Origin of the sequence: Pseudomonas entomophila L48 (genome assembly GCF_000026105.1) — a bacterium.
Taxonomy (GTDB): Bacteria; Pseudomonadota; Gammaproteobacteria; order Pseudomonadales; family Pseudomonadaceae; genus Aquipseudomonas; species Aquipseudomonas entomophila.
Genome location: NC_008027.1, coordinates 1,885,808 through 1,905,037 on the forward strand (window position 1 = coordinate 1,885,808; position 19,230 = coordinate 1,905,037).

Genomic DNA, 19,230 nt, shown 5'->3' on the forward strand with positions numbered 1-19,230 from the left:
CTACTCCTCAAGCCAGCTGGGCGTTGGCGGTGGCTTGCTCGGCGGCCGGCGCACGCACGGTGCGCCAGGTGTTCCAGGCCATCAGGAACATGCCGCTGAGGAAGATCGCGCCGCCGACGAAGCGCACGACGAAGCCGGGGTGGCTGGCCACCAGGGTTTCGACGAACGAGTAGGTCAGCGTGCCGTCGCTGTTGACCGCGCGCCACATCAGGCCCTGGGCGATGCCGTTGACCCACATCGAGGCGATGTAGAGCACGGTGCCGATGGTGGCCAGCCAGAAGTGCGCGTTGATCAGCCCGAGGCTGTACATGCGCTCCTTGCCGAACACTTTGGGGATGGTGTGGTACAGCGCGCCGATCGAGATCATCGCCACCCAGCCCAGGGCGCCGGCGTGCACGTGGCCGATGGTCCAGTCGGTGTAGTGGGACAGGGCGTTGACGGTCTTGATGGCCATCATCGGGCCTTCGAAGGTGGACATGCCGTAGAACGCCAGCGACACGACGAGGAAGCGCAGGATCGGGTCGCTGCGCAGTTTGTGCCAGGCACCCGACAGGGTCATCATGCCGTTGATCATGCCGCCCCAGCTCGGGGCCAGCAGCACCAGCGACATGATCATGCCCAGCGACTGCGCCCAGTCCGGCAGCGCGGTGTAGTGCAAGTGGTGCGGGCCGGCCCAGATGTACAGGGTGATCAGCGCCCAGAAGTGCACGATCGACAGGCGATACGAATACACCGGGCGTTCGGCCTGCTTGGGCACGTAGTAGTACATCATCCCCAGGAAGCCGGCGGTGAGGAAGAAGCCCACGGCGTTGTGGCCGTACCACCACTGCACCATGGCATCGGTGGCACCGGCGTAGACCGAGTAGGACTTGGTCAGGCTGACCGGAATTTCCAGGTTGTTGACGATATGCAGGATCGCCACGGTCAGGATGAAGGCGCCAAAGAACCAGTTGCCCACATAGATGTGCTTGGTGTTGCGCTTCATCAGCGTGCCGAAGAACACCACGGCATAGGCCACCCAGACGATGGTGATCAGGATGTCGATCGGCCATTCCAGTTCGGCGTATTCCTTGGTGCTGGTGTAGCCCAGCGGCAGGCTGATCGCCGCCAGCAGGATCACCAGTTGCCAGCCCCAGAAGGTGAACGCGGCCAGGCGTGGCGCGAACAGGGTGGTCTGGCAAGTGCGTTGCACCGAATAATACGAGGTGGCGAACAGGGCACAGCCGCCGAAGGCGAAGATCACCGCGTTGGTGTGCAAGGGTCGCAGGCGGCCGAAGCTGGTCCACGGCAGGTCAAGGTTGAGGGCGGGCCAGGCGAGCTGGGCGGCAATGAAGACGCCGAGCCCCATCCCGACGATGCCCCACACCACCGTCATGATGGCGAATTGGCGGACCACCTGGTAGTTGTAGGCGGTACTGCTGGTTGTGTTCATGTATGGGTTCCCATCCACGGTTATAGGCAGGCTAAACAGCGAGGCAAGCATGAGTAATGGGCAAAGTGCCGGTATTGACGGGGATCAATGGGCGAAGATCGGAAATGTCCCAGGCTTGCGCTGCGATCCTCCGCGAATCTCGGCAGATCGCGGTTACCGCGGTTGCCTGATCCTGGCCCATGGCGCGGGTGCGCCGATGGACAGCGGATTCATGGAGGACATGGCGCAAAGGCTGGCGGGGCAAGGGGTAGGGGTGGTGCGCTTCGAGTTTCCGTACATGGCCCAGCGCCGTGTCGACGGCGGCAGGCGGCCGCCCAATCCACAGAAGGTGTTGCTTGAATGCTGGCGCAATGTGTACGACCAGGTGCGACCATTGGCCGCAGGCCCCGTGGCCATTGGCGGCAAGTCCATGGGCGGGCGCATGGCCAGCCTGCTGGCCGATGAGCTGGGGACCGACGCGTTGGTGTGCCTGGGGTATCCGTTCTACGCGGTGGGCAAGCCGGAGAAGCCGCGGGTCGAGCACCTGGCGGGGTTGCGCACGCGCACGTTGATCGTCCAGGGCGAGCGTGATGCCCTGGGTAATCGAGAGGCGGTGCAGGGGTATGTGCTATCGCCGGCGATCGAGGTGCACTGGCTGGCGGCGGCGGATCATGACCTGAAGCCGCTGAAGGTTTCCGGGTTCAGCCATGAGCAGCATCTGCAGGCTGCGGCGGAGCGGGTGGCGGGGTTTCTCTCATGAAGACAACCAACCCCTGTAGGAGCGGCTTTAGCCGCGATCACCCGCGCAGCGGGTGCCAGGCATCGTTTCGCCTGCATCGCGGCTAAAGCCGCTCCTACCCGGAAATGGCGTAGGGGCCGGCGTGCTTAGTCGCGGTACTCGCACAGGTAGGCGGTGTCTACAGCCACCTTCAGCTGGAACTTGCTGTCGGCCGGCACGTTGAACTGGCTGCCTGCCGCGAACTTCTCCCAGTTGTCGCTGCCCGGTAGCTTGACGGTCAGGGCGCCGGAAACCACGTGCATGATCTCGCGCTTGGCGGTGCCGAACTCGTATTCGCCCGGGGCCATCACGCCCACGGTGGCCGGACCTTCCTGGCCTTCGAAGGCGATCGACTTGACGGTGCCATCGAAGTATTCATTGACCTTGAACATGGGCGACTCCTGGAAAAGGGATGAAAAAAGGGCTGGCCAGTATGCCCAAGGCCTGCCCTTGCGTCATCTGTTTCAGGCGCCGCCAACCGGCAGGCTCAACGGTAGCAGGCGCGCCGTGTTGCGGGCATCCTCCAGGGCCCGATGCTGCTGCCCGGAGAACTGCAGCCCGGCCAGTTGCAGGGCGCTGTTCAGCCCCGCCGGGCGTTGCAGGTGACGGGCCTTGGCGAAACGCTGCTTGAGGTTGATGTGCGGCAGCTTCAGCAACAGGCTGTCGACATGATGCACCTGCCACTCCTGCAGCAGCTGCTTGCGGTCGTAGTCGCCCCAGCTCACCCAGGCCTGCAGTTGCGCCTGGTGGTTCACCAGCCAGCGCTCGAACTGCCCCCAGACCTCGCTGAACGGCGTGGCGTTGTCGACGTCGGCCTGGCTGATATGGGTCAGTTCGCGGCAGAACGGCGTCAGTTGCGGCCGCCGCCGGGGCCGCACGAAGCGCTGGAAATGGTCGACCTCGCGGCCTTCGCGGGTGACCAGGCTTGCGCCGATTTCTATGATTTCCATCTCCGTGACCGGCCAGCCGCCGTCATCGGTGGTAGCTTCCAGGTCGATCACCAACCAGTGGCCCATGCCAGGCTCCCTATCAATGCACAGTGGCCTGCGGCGTCTCGCAACGACCCTTCACGCAGGCCCGTAGAGCGTAGCCAAAGTCGCGGCGAACGGCATCCCCTGGCACTTTGGCATATCCGGCGGTTGTGCCCGTACGGGAAAACGCCTAGCTTAGGTGAATTAAGGCCACAACCCGTGATGAGTGTCTCGACTTGATCCCACTGCCCCGCCTCAAGGTGTCGTCCTCCCTGCTGCTGTTCGCCGCGTTGTTGCTCAGTGCCGTGGCCCGGGCCGACGAGGCGGTCGAGGTAAAGATCGGCGCGGCGCATTTCCCGCCCTATACCGTACGCCCGGAGCAGGGCGCCGACACAGGCCTGCTGCCGCAACTGGTCGAGGCACTGAACAACCTGCAACCGGGGTACCGCTTCGTGCTGGTGCCCACGTCGATTCCGCGGCGTTTCGGTGACTTCCAGCAAGGACGCACCGACATGGCGATCTTCGAGAACCCGCAATGGGGGTGGCAGGAGATCGCCCACAAGTCGGTGGACATGGGGCTCGAGGATGCCGAGATCTTTGTCGCCCGACCGCAGTCGGGGCGCGATCAGCACTATTTTGATGACCTGGAAGGCAAGCGCCTGGCGCTGTTCAATGGCTACCATTATGCCTTCGCCGATTTCAACGCCGACCCCGCGTACCTGAAGGAGCGCTACCGGGCGGCACTGACCTATTCCCACGACAGCAACCTGTCCATGGTCGAGCGTGGGCGCGCCGACATCGCCCTGGTCACCCGTTCGTATCTGAGCGATTTCCTCAAGCGCAACCCGCAGAGCGCCGGCCAGCTCATGGCGTCACAGCGGGTCGACCAGGTCTATCATCACTACGCCTTGCTGCGCCCCGACGCGCCGATCAGCCCCGAAGCATTTGCCGCGTTGATGCGCCGTCTGCGCGAGAACGGTGAATTGCTGCGCATCTTCCAGCCTTACCAGATCACCGTGGAAAAACCCCACGACTAAATTCCACGGGGGTGGCCACGTATTCAGGAGTGAGCCTTTATTTCATTCCCGTGAGCCATGACCATGCCGTTCGATGCCGCTTCGCAGCCTTCTTGCGCACCCCGCTGGCACAGCCTGCAGGCTGACGAGGGCGATTGCCGCCTGAGCCTGACCCTTGAAGGTCGCCCGTTGATCCAGGTGCGTCTGGAGGCGGCAGCCCGACTTGAAGTCCACCTCGAGCAGCTCTGCCCACAACGCCCGGAGCAGGCATTGTGGGCAGCCTGCTACTGGTTGCTGTCCCGTGACCCGGCCTGCCAGCGACTGGCTTGGCAACTGCCGCAGCCGATACCGCAGGCGCTGGCCAGCGGCCTGTTGGTGGTCGGTGAGCGGCCGGGCGAGTATTTCTGTGAGCGCACGCTGTTCTGGCAATTGCCGCAGCCCTGGCTGGGAGCGTCCGTTGCCGGGGCTTACCCCCAGCAGATGCAGATCAGCAACGGCAAGCGCCACCCTCGGCGCGGGCCCAAGCCGCGGGGTGAGGTGTACCGGCGCTTTGATGCGCGCCTTGGGGCCTGGGTGTCACTGCGCACCCTGGAAATCGACCAGGACCTTGAGCGCTTCAACCGCTGGCAGAACAACCCACGGGTCGTGCACTTCTGGCAGGAAGGCGGCTCGCTCGCCCAGCACCGCGAGTACCTGGCCAAGCTGGAAACCGATCCGCATACCCTGACCCTGATCGGCTGCTTCGATGACGAGCCCTTTGCCTACTTCGAGGCCTACTGGGCCAAGGAGGACCGCATCGCGCCGTTCTATCCGGCCGACGACTACGATCGTGGCATCCACATGCTGGTGGGGGAGGAGGCGCACCGTGGCCCGCACAAGGTGGCAAGCTGGTTGTCGGCGCTGGTGCACTACCTGTTCCTCGACGACCCGCGTACCCAGCGCGTGGTGGCCGAGCCGCGGGCCGACAACGGCAAGATGATCGGCTACATGCACGACCAGTGCTTCCACTGCGAGAAGGAGTTCGATTTCCCGCACAAGCGGGCGGCGCTGATGATCCTGGGGCGGGAGCGGTTCTTCGAACGCTGCAAATTGGTGTAAGGCTGGTTCGCCGGCAAGCCGGCTCCTACAGAGATTCCCGTAGGAGCCGGCTTGCCGGCGAAACGATCGTGACGCTGGCTATCAGCCCAGGCGGCTGCTCTTGCGGCAATGGATCAGCGCATCACGGATCATGAAGTTGACCAGCGTCGGCGACACCCCAAGCTCCTTGGCGATGTCCTTCTGCGGCACCCCGTGCAGGCGATACATCTCGAAGGCGTAGCGTGTGCGCTGGGGCAGTTCGTTGAGGGCGTCGGCGATGTGTTCGAGGGTGGCGAGGTTGATGTGGGTGGCTTCGGGCGAGGCATTCTGGATGACCACGTTGAGCCCTTCCTCTTCGCTGCCCGAGTATTTCAGCTCCATGGCCTGCTTGCGGTAGTGATCGATGGCCAGGTTGCGCACGATCTGGAACAGGTAGCTGAGCTGGGCCTTGAACGACGAGGTGATCTGCGGGGCGGCGCTGAGCCGGAAGAAGGCATCCTGCACCACATCTTCGGCGCGGGACCGGCACCCGGTGATGCGCGCGGCGATCTTGACCAGGATGCTGCGGTTGTCGACGAACGCCTGGAGCAGTGGTGAATCGCACTTACTTGTGGATAGTTGTTCCGCCATGGAAATCACCTTGTCTCTGTGGGAAAAGGGAGCACACCAAGCTAGGAGGCTTCCTACGACGTGCGACAAACTATTCAGAATGATAATGATTGTCAAATACGAAAGTTAATGATTTTACGTTGCGTTTGGTTCTAAGCCACGGCCTGTGACGGCCTTCAACTTTTCCCGCCGGTCGCGTCCTGCCCTTCGGGCTGGCCAAGCTAATTTCTTCCCCTGTCCATCCGTTCCCCTGTGTACATCCGGTTGCCGAGCGCCGCCTGCCCTGATGGGCGGGGCAGCGCTTTGGCACGACTTACCCAGACACTGGCAGGAACATTCCATGACGGACGCCTTCGAACTCCCGCACTCGCTGGTCCAGGCCCTGGCGCAACGCGCCGCCCGGACCCCGGACCGGATCGCCTTGCGCTTCCTGGCCGATGCGCCCGGCGAGCAGGCCGTGCTCAGCTACCGGGACCTCGACCAACGCGCCCGCACCATCGCGGCCGCGTTGCAGGCCAGGGCAGGTTTCGGCGACCGCGCGGTGCTGCTGTTCCCCAGTGGGCCGGACTATGTCGCGGCGTTCTTCGGCTGCCTCTATGCCGGGGTCATCGCCGTGCCGGCCTACCCACCGGAGTCCTCGCGCCAGCACCACCAGGAGCGGCTGCTGTCGATCATCGCCGACGCCGAGCCGCGCCTGCTGCTGACGGTAGAAGCGCTGTGTGACAGTTTGCAGGGCTTGGAGGCGCTCACCGGCAGCCAAGCTCCTGGCATGCTGGCGGTGGACCGTTTGCTCCCGTCCCTGGCCGACGAATGGCAAGAGCCGGCGCTGGCCGACGATGACATCGCCTTCCTGCAGTACACCTCCGGCTCCACCGCGCTGCCCAAGGGCGTGCAGGTCAGCCATGGCAACCTGGTGGCCAACGAACAACTGATCCGCCACGGTTTTGGCATCGATGTGAACCCTGACGATGTGATCGTCAGCTGGCTGCCGCTGTATCACGACATGGGCCTGATCGGCGGCCTGCTGCAGCCGATCTTCAGCGGTGTACCGTGCGTGCTGATGTCGCCGGGTTACTTCCTCGCCCGGCCGCTGCGCTGGTTGCAGGCGATCAGCGAGTACGGCGGCACCATCAGCGGCGGCCCGGACTTCGCCTACCGCCTGTGCAGCGAACGGGTCAGCGAGGCGGCGTTGGCCGGGCTCGACCTGAGCCGCTGGCGCGTGGCCTATTCAGGCTCCGAGCCGATCCGCCAGGACAGCCTCGACACCTTCGCCGAGAAATTCGCCGCCTGTGGCTTCGACGCCAGCAGTTTCTTCGCCAGCTACGGCCTGGCCGAAGCGACGCTGTTTGTCAGTGGCAGCCGCCGTGGCCAGGGCATCGGTGCCCTGGAACTGGACGCCGAGGCCTTCGCCGCCAACCGTGCCGAGCCGGGCCAGGGCAGTGTAGTGATGAGCTGTGGCTACCCGCAGCCGGGCCATGCGGTGCGCATCGTCGAGCCCCAGCACCTGGAGGTGCTGGATGACAACCTGGTCGGTGAGATCTGGGCGGGAGGCCCGAGCATTGCCCTGGGCTACTGGCGCAACCCCGAGGCCAGCGCCCGTACCTTCGTCGAAATGGATGGCCAGACCTGGCTGCGCACCGGCGACCTGGGCTTCATGCGCGACGGCGAGGTGTTCGTCACCGGGCGCCTGAAGGACATGCTCATCGTCCGTGGCCAGAACCTCTACCCGCAGGACCTGGAAAAGACCCTGGAGCGTGAGGTCGAGGTGCTGCGCAAGGGGCGTGTCGCGGTGTTCGCCGTCGACGATCAGGGCGAGGAGGGCATCGGCGTGGCGGTGGAGATCAGCCGCAACGTGCAGAAGTCGACACCGCCCGAGACATTGATCAACACCCTGCGCCGGGTCATCGCCGATGCCTGCCGCCAGGCGCCTGCGGTGGTGCTGCTGCTCAATCCCGGCGCACTGCCCAAGACCTCCAGCGGCAAGCTGCAGCGCTCGGCCTGCCGCCTGCGCATGAACGACGGCAGCCTGGATTGCTACGCGCGCTTCCCGGCGCACACCCAGGCATCCACCGGTGAAGTCGGTGGTGACGAGCTGCAGGCGCGCATCGCCGCTGTGTGGCGCGAGCTGCTCAAGGTCGAGGCGGTGGCGGCGGATGATCACTTCCTGCTGCTGGGTGGCAATTCCATTGCCGCGACCCAGGTGACTGCGCGCCTGTCCGATGAACTGGGCGTGGCGCTGAGCCTGCGCACGCTGTTCGAGGCGCCGACCCTGGCCGAATACTCGGCGGCGGTGGCGGCCATGCTCGCCGAAGGCGGTGAGGGTGTCGGGCGCATTGCCCTGCAAGGCCGCGACCAGGCCTTGCCGCAATCGTTGGCACAGAACCGCCTGTGGCTGATGTGGCAACTCGAGCCGCAATCGGCTGCCTACAACATTCCTGCCGGCTTGCACCTGCGTGGCGAGCTGGACGAAGCCGCCCTTGAGGCGAGCTTCCAGGCCCTGGTTGCACGCCACGAGTCCCTGCGCACCGTGTTCGACGAAGTCGATGGCCAGGCGCTGCAGCGTATCCTGCCGAGCCTGCCGTTCGCCGTGCAACGGCTCGACCTCGAAGGGCTGGGCGCCGATGAAGTGACGGCGCGCCGCGAGCGCGAAGCGCAGCAACCGTTCGACCTGCGTGTCGGCCCGCTGCTGCGGGTCACCCTGGCACGCCTGGACGACGAAAGCCATCAGTTGTGGGTGACCCTGCACCACATCGTCGCCGATGGCTGGTCGCTGAACATCCTGCTCGACGAGTTTGCCCGCCTGTATGCCGCGCAAGGCCAGGCCATGAACCTGGCCGAGCTGCCCCTGGGCTACGCCGACTACGGCAACTGGCAGCGCCAGTGGCTGGCCGAGGGCGAGGCTGCACGGCAACTGGCCTACTGGACCGACACACTGGGCGATGAACTGCCGGTGCTCGACCTCTGCACCGACCAGCCACGCGGCAAACAACGCAAGCACAGCGCGGCGCGCCTGAGCCTGAAGGTACCGGCCAAGCTCGGCGGTGCCCTGAAAGACCTGGCCCGCGACCGGCAGGCCAGCCTGTTCATGGTCCTGCTGGCCGGCTGGCAGGCGCTGCTGCACCGCTACACCGGCCAAGGCGATATCCGTGTCGGTGTGCCCAACGCCAACCGCCCGCGCCTGGAAACCCAGGGCATGGTCGGCTTCTTCATCAACACTCAGGTGCTGCGTACCGAGCTCGACGGCCGCCTGCCGTTCGAGCAGCTGCTGGCCCAGGTGCGCCAGGCCACGCTCGGGGCTCAGGCCCACCAGGACCTGCCGTTCGAGCAACTGGTCGAAGCCTTGCCCCAAGCCCGGGAGCAGGGCCTGTTCCAGGTCATGTTCAACCACCAGCAGCGCGACCTTTCGGCCCTGCGCCGCCTGCCCGGCCTGCTCGCCGAAGAGCTGCCGTGGCACAGCCGCGAAGCCAAGTTCGACCTGCAGCTGCACAGTGAGGAGGACCACCAGGGCCGCCTGACCCTGGCCTTCGACTACGCCGACGAACTGTTCGATACCAGCACCATCAAGCGCCTGGCCAATCACCTGCTGGCCCTGCTGGAGCAAGTCTGCGCCCAGCCGGCGTTGGCGCTGGGTGAAGTGCGCCTGCTTGACCAGGCGGGCCGCGCGCAGCTGCTGGCCTGGGGGCAGGCGCCGATGGCGCCCGCGCCACGCTTGCTGGTCGAGCAACTCAACGAGCAGGCCCGCCTGACCCCTGAACGCACTGCGCTGGTGTGGGAGGGCGGCCAGCTCGACTATGCCGAACTGCACCAGCAGGCCAACCGCCTGGCCCATTACCTGCGCGACAAGGGGGTCGGCCCGGACACCTGCGTGGCCATCGCCATCGAGCGTTCGCCGCAACTGCTGGTTGGCCTGCTGGCCATTCTCAAGGCCGGTGGCGCTTACGTGCCACTGGATGTCGACTACCCGGCCGAGCGCCTGGCGTACATGCTGGGCGACTGCAAGGCCGGCCTGCTGCTCAGCCACAGCAGCCTGCTCGAGCGCCTGCCGCAGGTCGATGGTGTCAGCGCCATCGCCCTCGACCAGCTACATCTGGACAGCTGGCCAAGCCAGGCCCCCGGCCTGCACCTGCATGGCGACAACCTCGCCTACGTGATCTACACCTCCGGCTCAACCGGCCAGCCCAAGGGCGTCGGCAACACCCACGCCGCGTTGGCCGAGCGCCTGCACTGGATGCAGGCGACCTATGCGCTGGATGGCAGCGACGTGCTGATGCAGAAGGCGCCGATCAGCTTCGACGTCTCGGTGTGGGAGTGCTTCTGGCCGCTGATCACCGGTTGCCGGCTGGTGCTGGCCGGCCCCGGCGAACACCGCGATCCACAACGTATTGCCCAGTTGATCCAGCAACACCAGGTGACCACGCTGCACTTCGTACCACCGCTGTTGCAGGTGTTCGTCCAGGAGCCGCTTGCTGCCGGTTGCACCAGCCTGCGCCGGCTGTTCTCCGGTGGCGAGGCGCTGTCTGCGGCGTTGCGTGATCGCGTGCTGCAACTGTTGCCGCAGGTCCAGTTGCACAACCGCTACGGCCCGACCGAAACCGCGATCAACGTCACTCATTGGCATTGCCAAGGCAGCGATGGCGAGCGCTCGCCAATCGGCCGGCCGCTGGGCAATGTACTGTGCCGGGTGCTGGACGACGAGTTCGAACTCACCGCCCCCGGCGTGCCGGGTGAGCTATGCCTCGGGGGCGTGGGCCTGGCCCGTGGCTACCTGGGGCGCCCCGGGCTGACCGCCGAGCGTTTCGTGCCCCAGCCCGATGGTGACGGTGCGCGCCTGTACCGCAGCGGCGACCGTGCCCGCTGGCATGTACAAGATGAGGCCCTGGACTACCTCGGTCGTCTCGACCAGCAGGTCAAGGTACGTGGCTTCCGCGTCGAGCCGGAGGAAGTGCAGGCCGTGCTGCTGGCCCAGCCGGGGGTCGAACAGGCCCTGGTGCTGATCCACAAGGACGCCGTTGGCGCCCAGTTGGTCGGCTACTACAGCGGTGGCGCGCAACACGACAGGTTGCTGGCTGCCCTGGGCGAGCGTCTGCCGGCGTACATGGTGCCCGCCCAGTTGATCCCTCTGGCGCAGATGCCCCTGGGGCCAAGTGGCAAGGTCGACCGCAAGGCGCTGCCGGCGCCGGTGTGGCAGCAGCGCGAGCATGTCGCGCCGCAAAGCGAACTGCAAAAGCAGGTCGCCGCCATCTGGCGCGAGGTGCTGAACCTGCCGCAGGTCGGTTTGCAGGATGACTTCTTCGCCCTCGGCGGCCACTCGCTGCTGGCCACCCAGATCGTTTCGCGCACCCGCCAGGCGCTGGATGTCGAGCTGCCGCTCAAGGCGCTGTTCGAAGCCAGCGAGCTGGGGGCGTTCTGCGCCGAGATCGCGCGCCTGCGTGACAGCGGCGAACGCAACCTGCAAGGTGCGATCGCCCGGGTGGACCGCCGCCAGGCCGTGCCGCTGTCTTACTCGCAGCAGCGCATGTGGTTCCTCTGGCAGATGGAGCCGGACAGCCCCGCCTATAACGTTGGCGGCATGGCGCGGTTCAAGGGCGTGCTGCATGTGGACGCCTTCGAGCGGGCCCTGCAGGCCTTGATCGTGCGTCATGAAACCCTGCGCACCACCTTCCCGAGCATCGACGGCAAGCCTTACCAGTGCGTGGCGGGCGACAGCAACCTGCAGCTGCATTGGCACGACTTCAGCAGCGACGCCGCCGAGGTTCGCCAGCAACGCCTGCAACAGCTGGCCGACGACCAGGCCCACCAGCCCTTCGACCTGGAACGCGGCCCGCTGCTGCGCGCCTGCCTGGTCAAGGCCGACGAGCGCGAGCACTACTTCGTGCTGACCCTGCACCACATCGTCACCGAAGGCTGGGCCATGGACATCTTCGCCCGCGAGCTGGGCGAGCTGTACGAGGCCTTCGTCGACGAGCGCGAGTCGCCGCTGGCGCCGCTGCCGGTGCAGTACCTCGACTACAGCGTCTGGCAGCGCCAGTGGCTGGAGGGCGGCGAGGGTGCGCGCCAGCTGGCCTACTGGAAAGACCGCCTGGGCGACGAGCACCCCGTGCTGGCCTTGCCGGCCGACCGCCCACGCCCGGCGGTGCAGAGCCACCGTGGCGAGCTGTACCGGTTCGACCTGGCACCGGCACTGGTCGAACGCGTGCACGCGTTCAACAGCCAGCGCGGCCTTACCCTGTTCATGACCATGACCGCCACCCTGGCTGCGCTGCTGCACCGCTACAGCGGCCAGCGCGACCTGCGCATCGGCGCGCCAGTGGCCAACCGCATCCGCCCGGAAAGCGAAGGGCTGATCGGCGCCTTCCTCAACACCCAGGTGCTGCGTTGCGAGGTGGACGGGCAGATGAGCGTCAGCGCGCTGCTCGACCAGGTGCGCACTGCCATCATTGATGGCCAGTCGCACCAGGACCTGCCGTTCGAGCAACTGGTCGAAGCGCTGCAACCGCCGCGTTCGAGCGCCTACAATCCGCTGTTCCAGGTGATGTGCAACGTGCAGCGCTGGGCGTTCCAGCAGAGCCGTGAGCTGGTGGGCATGCAGGTGGACTACCTGGTCAACGACGCCAGTGCCACCAAGTTCGACCTGTACCTGGAAGTCACCGACCTCGACGGCCGCCTGGGCTGCTGCTTCACCTACAGCCGCGACCTGTTCGACGAGCCGCGCATCGCACGCATGGCCGAGCACTGGCAGCACTTGCTGGTAGCCTTGCTCGACGATCCTCGCCAGCGCCTGTGCGAGCTGCCGATGCTGGCCGAAGCCGAGCAGCAGGTGCTGGTCGGCCAGCTCCAGGGCGAGCAGGACTTCGAGCTCACCCAAACGCTGCACGGCCTGTTCGCCGCCCAGGCCGAGCGCACGCCGCAGGCGTTGGCGCTGACCTTCGCCGGCACCCACCTGAGCTACGCCGAGCTCGACCAGCAGGCCAACCGCCTGGCCCGCGCCCTGCGCGAGCGCGGTGTCGGCCCGCAGGTGCGGGTAGGCCTGGCGCTGGAGCGTTCGCTGGAGATGGTGATCGGCCTGCTGGCGATCCTCAAGGCCGGTGGCGCCTATGTGCCGCTCGACCCTGAATACCCACTGGACCGCCTGCGCTACATGATCGAAGACAGCCGCATCGGCCTGCTGATCGGCCAGCGTGCGCTGCTCGACACCCTGGGCGAGCTGCCCGACGGCGTCGCCCGCTGGAGCCTGGAGGACGATGCCGCCAGCCTGGCCGCCTACAGCGACGCACCGCTGGACAACCTCAACCTGCCGCAGCACCAGGCCTACCTGATCTACACCTCCGGCTCCACCGGCAAGCCCAAGGGCGTGGTGGTCAGCCACGGCGAGATCGCCATGCACTGCCAGGCGGTCATCGCTGAGTTCGGCATGCGCAGCGACGACTGCGAGCTGCACTTCTATTCGATCAACTTCGACGCCGCCAGCGAGCGCCTGCTGACGCCGCTGCTGTGCGGTGCCCGCGTGGTGCTGCGGGCCCAGGGCCAGTGGGGTGCCGAAGAGATCTGCCAGCTGGTGCGCGAGCAGCAGGTGAGCATCCTTGGCTTCACCCCGAGCTACGGCAGCCAGTTGGCCCAGTACCTGGCCGGGCAGGGCGAGCAACTGCCGGTGCGCCTGGTGATCACCGGGGGCGAGGCGCTGACCGGCGAGCATCTGCAACGCATTCGCCAGGCCTTCGTGCCCCAACAGTTCTTCAACGCCTACGGCCCGACCGAAACCGTGGTCATGCCGCTGGCATGCCTGGCGCCGGACACGCTGCCCGCCGATGCCGGCAGCGTGCCGATCGGCCGGGTGATCGGCGCGCGTACCGCCTACATCCTCGACGAGGACCTGGCCCTGCTGCCGCAAGGCGGCATCGGTGAGTTGTATGTAGGCGGCGCGGGTCTGGCCCAGGGTTACCACGACCGCCCGGGGCTCAGCGCCGAGCGCTTCGTCGCCGACCCGTTCAGCCATGACGGTGGCCGCCTGTACCGCACCGGCGACCTGGTGCGCCTGCGCGCCGATGGCCTGGTGGAGTACGTCGGCCGTGCCGACCAGCAGGTGAAGATCCGCGGCTTCCGTATCGAGCTGGGCGAGATCGAAAGCCGTCTGCAGGAACATGCCGATGTCGAGGAAGCCGTGGTCCTGGCCCTCGACCTGCCAGGTGGCAAGCAACTGGTGGGTTACCTGGTCTGCCCGCAGGCCAAGGGCACTGCGGATGCCCAGGCCGTGCTGCGCGAAGCGGTCAAGGCCGAGGCCCGCCTGCACCTGCCGGACTACATGGTGCCAGCGCACCTGGTACTGCTCGAGCGCCTGCCGCTGATGGGCAACGGCAAGCTCGACCGCCGCGCGCTGCCGGCCCCGGACCTGGAGCAGGCGCGCCAGCATTACCAGGCCCCGGCCAACGAACTGGAAACGCAGCTGGCGCAGGTCTGGCGCGAAGTGCTCAACGTCTCGCGCATCGGTGTGCAGGACAATTTCTTCGAACTGGGCGGTGACTCGATCCTGTCGATCCAGGTAGTCAGCCGTGCCCGTCAGCTGGGATTGCAGTTCACCCCGCGTGACCTGTTCCAGCACCAGACCATCCAGACCCTGGCCGCCGTGGTCACTCGCAGTGAGGCACCGAGCGACATCGAGCAAGGCCAGCGCCAGGGGCGCACTGGCCTGACACCCATCCAGCATTGGTTCTTCGACAGCGAGGTGCCGCAGCCGCAGCACTGGAACCAGGCTGTCCTGCTGCAGGCGCTGCAGCCCCTGCGAACCGAGGTGCTGGAGCAGGCATTGAACGCGCTGGTGGCGCATCACGATAGCCTGCGCCTGCACTTCGAGCAGCACAATGGACGTTGGCAGGGCAGCTATGGCCAGCCGACGGCCCAGCCGCTGCTGTGGACGGCCACGGTGAGCGACCTCGACGACTGCCAGGCGCTCTACACCGATGTGCAGCGCAGCCTCGACCTGGCCCAGGGGCCGCTGCTGCGCGCGCTGCTGGTGACCGACGGGCAGGGCGCACAACGCCTGTTGCTGGCGATTCACCACCTGGTGGTCGACGGTGTGTCCTGGCGTGTGCTGCTGGAAGACCTGCAGGCGCTGTATCGCGGCGAAACCCTTGCGGCCAAGACCCACGCCATGGGCGACTGGGCCGAACGCCTGGCCAGCTATGCCGGCAGTGACTCACTGCGCGATGAGCTGGGTTGGTGGGAAGGCCAGTTGGGCAGCGCCCGCCATGAACTACCGTGCGATCACCCGCAAGGCGAGAGCCTGAATCGCCATGCCCGCAGCGTGGCCATCGAACTGGATGTGGAGCAGACCCGTCAGTTGCTGCAACAGGCCCCGGCGGCCTATCACACCCAGGTCAACGACCTGTTGCTGACCGCCCTGGCCCGCACCCTGTGCCGCTGGAGTGGCGACGAGCAGGTGCTGGTGCAGCTGGAAGGCCACGGCCGTGACGGCTTGTTCGAGGACATGGACCTGACCCGCAGCGTCGGCTGGTTCACCAACGCCTACCCGCTGAGCCTGAGCCCCGCCGTGGGCGAGGACGAGGTGGCTCGCGCGGCATCGATCAAGCGCATCAAGGAGCAACTGCGCCAGGTGCCGCACAAAGGGCAGGGCTATGGCGTGCTGCGCTACCTGGCCGATGACGCCGACCGTGAGCGCATGGCCGCGCTGCCTCAGGCGCGCATCACCTTCAACTACCTCGGCCAGTTCGACCAGCAGTTCGACGCGGCCGCGCTGTTCCAGCCGCTCGACGCGCCGGCCGGGCTGGCCCATGACCTGGATGCGCCGCTGCCCAACTGGCTCAGCGTCGATGGCCAGGTGTACGGCGGCGCCCTGCAACTGCGCTGGAGCTTCAGCGCCGAGCGCTACGACGAGGCGACCATCGCCCAGTTGGCCGAGGCGTATCGCCAGGAACTGCTGGCCGTGGTCGCCCACTGCCTGGCGGATGGCAACGGCAGCTTCACGCCGTCCGACTTCCCGCTGGCACAACTGACCCAGGAGCAGATCGACACGCTGCCGGTGCCTGCTACCGAGATCGAGGATGTCTACCCGCTGACGCCGATGCAGGAAGGCCTGCTGCTGCACACCCTGCTGGAGCCGGGCACCGGCCTGTACTACATGCAGGACCGCTACCGCATCAACAGCGCCCTGGACCCGGAGCGCTTCGCCCAGGCCTGGCAGGCGGTGGTGGCGCGCCATGAAGCCCTGCGCGCCTCGTTCAGCTGGAATGCCGGCGAAGCGATGCTGCAGATCATCCACAAGCCGGGCCACACGCCGGTGGACTACCAGGATTGGCGCGGTCTTGACGAGGCCACCCAGGAGGCGCGCCTGCAAGCCCTGCACAAGCAGGAGCGCGAGGCCGGCTTCGAGCTGCTGCGCGAGGCGCCGTTCCACCTGCGCCTGGTGCGGGTGGATGAGGCACGCTACTGGTTCATGATGAGCAACCACCACATCCTCATCGATGCCTGGTGCCGTTCGCTGCTGATGAACGACTTCTTCGAGCTTTACCAGGCGCTCGGCGAAGGCCGCCAGGCGCAACTGCCGGTGCCGCCGCGCTACCGCGACTACATTGGCTGGTTGCAGCGCCAGGACCTGGCCGAAGCACGCCAGTGGTGGCAGGACAACCTGGCCGGCTTCGAACGCGCCACGGCGATCCCCAGCGACCGGCCGCTGCGCCATGACCATGCCGGCGACGGCATGGTGGTCGGCGACTGCTACACCCGCCTCGACGTCGCCGAGGGTGCCCGCTTGCGTGAGCTGGCCCAGGCCCACCAACTGACCGTCAACACCTTCGCCCAGGCGGCCTGGGCCCTGACCCTGGCACGCTACAGCGGCGAACGCGACGTGGTGTTTGGCGTCACCGTGGCCGGGCGCCCGGTAAGCCTGCCGCAGATGCAGCGCACGGTCGGCCTGTTCATCAACAGCATCGCCCTGCGCGTGCAGTTGCCGCAGCCGGGCGAGCGCGCCAGCGTGCGCCAGTGGCTGCAAGGCCTGCTGGACCGCAACATGCAATTGCGCGAGTACGAGTACCTGCCGCTGGTGGCTATCCAGGAGTGCAGCGAGCTGCCCAAGGGCCAGCCGCTGTTCGACAGCCTGTTCGTGTTCGAGAACGCCCCGGTGGAAACCGCCGTGCTCGACCACGCCCAGCACCTGAACGCCAGCTCCGACTCGGGCCGCACCCACACCAACTTCCCGCTGACCGCGGTGTGCTACCCGGGCGACGACCTGGGCCTGCACCTGTCGTTCGACCAGCGTTACTTCGATTACCCGACCGTAGAGCGCCTGCTGGCCGAGTTCAAGCGCCTGCTGCTGGCGCTGGTCGAAGGCTTCGATGGGGAGGTGGGCGAGCTGCCGCTGCTGGGGGCCGAAGAGCAGCGTTTCCTGCTTGATGATTGCAACCGTACTGAGCATGCCTATGAGCTTGAGCAGAGCTACGTCGAACTGTTCGAGGCGCGGGTCGCCGCCCATCCGCAACGCACCGTCGCCCGCTGCCTGGACGCCGCGTTCGACTATGCAGGGTTGAACCTGGCAGCCAACCGCCTGGGCCACGCCCTGATGGCGGCGGGTGTGGCCGTCGACCAGCCGGTGGCGCTGCTGGCCGAGCGGGGCCTGGCATTGCTGGGGATGATCGTCGGCAGCTTCAAGGCTGGCGCCGGTTACCTGCCGTTGGACCCGGGCCTGCCGTCGGCGCGCCTGCAACGCATCGTCGAGCTGAGCCGCACACCGGTACTGGTGTGCAGCGCCGCCTGCGCCGAACAGGCGCGTGTGCTGCTCGATGAAGTGGCGGGGGCCGTGCGGCCCAAGTTGCTGGTGTGGGAAGAGGTGCAGGCGAGCAACGTCGCCAGCCACAACCCAGGCATTCACAGCGGGCCGGACAACCTCGCCTACGTGATCTACACCTCAGGCTCCACCGGCTTGCCCAAGGGCGTGATGGTCGAGCAGCGCGGCATGCTCAACAACCAGCTGAGCAAGGTGCCGTACCTGGCGCTGGACGAGCAGGACGTGATCGCCCAGACCGCCTCGCAGAGCTTCGATATCTCGGTGTGGCAGTTCCTCGCCGCGCCGCTGTTCGGGGCCAGGGTAGAGATCGTGCCGAACGCCATCGCCCATGATCCACAGGGCTTGCTGGCCCATGTGCAGGCCACCGGCATCACCGTGCTGGAAAGCGTGCCGTCGCTGATCCAGGGCATGCTGGCCAACGACCACCAGGCCCTCGACGGCCTGCGCTGGATGCTGCCGACCGGCGAGGCGATGCCGCCGGAGCTTGCCGCGCAATGGCTGCAGCGTTATCCGGCCATCGGCCTGGTCAACGCCTATGGCCCGGCGGAGTGCTCGGACGACGTGGCGTTCTTCCGCGTGGACCTCGAGTCGACCCAGGGCAGCTACCTGCCGATCGGCACGCCGACCGACAACAACCGCCTTTACCTGCTGGGCGAGGACCAGACCCTGGTGCCGCTGGGTGCGGTGGGTGAGCTTTGCGTTGCTGGCACTGGCGTAGGCCGTGGTTATGTCGGCGATCCGGTACGCACGGCGCAGGCCTTCATCCCGCATCCTTATGGCGCACCGGGTGAGCGTCTGTACCGCACCGGCGACCTCGCTCGCCGCCGCGCGGATGGCGTGTTGGAGTACGTCGGCCGGATCGACCATCAGGTGAAGATCCGCGGCTACCGCATCGAACTGGGCGAGATCGAGGCGCGCCTGCACGAGCAGCAGGAGCTGCGCGATGCGGCCGTGGGCGTGCAGGAAGGCGCCAACGGCAAGCATCTGGTCGGCTACCTGGTGGCGCACCAGGGCGTCGAGGCCGATGCCGCGCTGCTCGACCAGTTCAAGCAACGCCTGCGTGCCGAGCTGCCGGAATACATGGTGCCGCTGCACTGGGGCTGGTTCGACAGCCTGCCGCACAACGCCAACGGCAAGCTCGACCGCAAGGCGCTGCCGGCCATCGACATCGGTGGCCAGCACAGCCAGGATTACCTGGCGCCGCGCAACGAGCTGGAGGAGACCCTCGCCGGCATCTGGGCCGATGTGCTCAAGGCCGAGCGGGTGGGGGTGCGTGACAACTTCTTCGAGCTGGGCGGGCATTCGCTGCTGGCCACGCAGATCGCCTCGCGGGTGCAGAAGGCGTTGCAGTTGAACGTACCCCTGCGGGCGATGTTCGAGTGCAGCACGGTGGAGGAGTTGGCTGCGTATGTGCAGGGGCTGCAGGGCAGCGCGCTGGACGATGACAAGGTCGATCGGTTGAGTGACCTGATGGCGGAGCTCGAGGCGCTCTGACGGGTTCGCCGGCAAGCCGGCTCCTACAGGGGATGCGATTCCTGTAGGAGCCGGCTTTGCCGGCGAAAGGGCCGGAACAG

The 19,230-nt window shown here is 66.7% G+C and carries 8 protein-coding genes; 4 read left to right on the forward strand and 4 right to left on the reverse strand.

The genetic code is table 11. The features are described from left to right. Positions 1 to 7: 7 nt before the first annotated feature. Complete coding sequence (gene ccoN / locus PSEEN_RS08405) at positions 8 to 1,432, reverse strand: cytochrome-c oxidase, cbb3-type subunit I (RefSeq protein WP_011533058.1); 1,425 nt, start codon at positions 1,430 to 1,432, stop codon at positions 8 to 10. A gap of 49 nt (positions 1,433 to 1,481) precedes the next feature. Here ccoN and PSEEN_RS08410 point away from each other — a divergent pair, with 49 nt between their 5' ends. Then, positions 1,482 to 2,171 carry an alpha/beta family hydrolase gene (locus PSEEN_RS08410; RefSeq protein ID WP_011533059.1) on the forward strand — a complete coding sequence of 230 codons (690 nt, stop codon included), beginning with the start codon at positions 1,482 to 1,484 and terminating at the stop codon, positions 2,169 to 2,171. A gap of 125 nt (positions 2,172 to 2,296) precedes the next feature. Here the strand turns inward: PSEEN_RS08410 and ppnP are convergent, their stop codons facing one another. Both ppnP and PSEEN_RS08420 read right to left on the reverse strand, forming a co-directional pair. Beyond that, positions 2,297 to 2,581 (reverse strand): pyrimidine/purine nucleoside phosphorylase, encoded by a 285-nt coding sequence (gene ppnP, locus PSEEN_RS08415; RefSeq protein WP_011533060.1) that lies wholly within the window; start codon positions 2,579 to 2,581, stop codon positions 2,297 to 2,299. A 72-nt stretch (positions 2,582 to 2,653) separates the two neighbouring features. Then, the gene (locus tag PSEEN_RS08420; protein WP_011533061.1) at positions 2,654 to 3,205 is read right to left on the reverse strand and encodes a 3'-5' exonuclease; all 552 of its coding nucleotides are present in this window, start codon (positions 3,203 to 3,205) and stop codon (positions 2,654 to 2,656) included. Between the two features lie 191 nt (positions 3,206 to 3,396). On the opposite strand from PSEEN_RS08420, the gene PSEEN_RS08425 reads away from it, so the two are divergent. Together PSEEN_RS08425 and PSEEN_RS08430 are read left to right on the forward strand one after the other, a co-directional pair. Further along, complete coding sequence (locus PSEEN_RS08425; RefSeq protein ID WP_011533062.1) at positions 3,397 to 4,197, forward strand: substrate-binding periplasmic protein; 801 nt, start codon at positions 3,397 to 3,399, stop codon at positions 4,195 to 4,197. Between the two features lie 63 nt (positions 4,198 to 4,260). After that, complete coding sequence (locus PSEEN_RS08430) at positions 4,261 to 5,274, forward strand: GNAT family N-acetyltransferase (protein WP_044488705.1); 1,014 nt, start codon at positions 4,261 to 4,263, stop codon at positions 5,272 to 5,274. Between the two features lie 81 nt (positions 5,275 to 5,355). Here PSEEN_RS08430 and PSEEN_RS08435 read toward each other — a convergent pair whose 3' ends face one another. Beyond that, complete coding sequence (locus PSEEN_RS08435) at positions 5,356 to 5,883, reverse strand: RNA polymerase factor sigma-70 (RefSeq protein ID WP_011533064.1); 528 nt, start codon at positions 5,881 to 5,883, stop codon at positions 5,356 to 5,358. 319 nt (positions 5,884 to 6,202) lie between these two features. Between PSEEN_RS08435 and PSEEN_RS08440 the strand changes: the two genes are divergently transcribed. After that, positions 6,203 to 19,150 (forward strand): non-ribosomal peptide synthetase, encoded by a 12,948-nt coding sequence (locus PSEEN_RS08440; RefSeq protein ID WP_011533065.1) that lies wholly within the window; start codon positions 6,203 to 6,205, stop codon positions 19,148 to 19,150. The last annotated feature ends 80 nt before the right edge of the window (positions 19,151 to 19,230 follow it).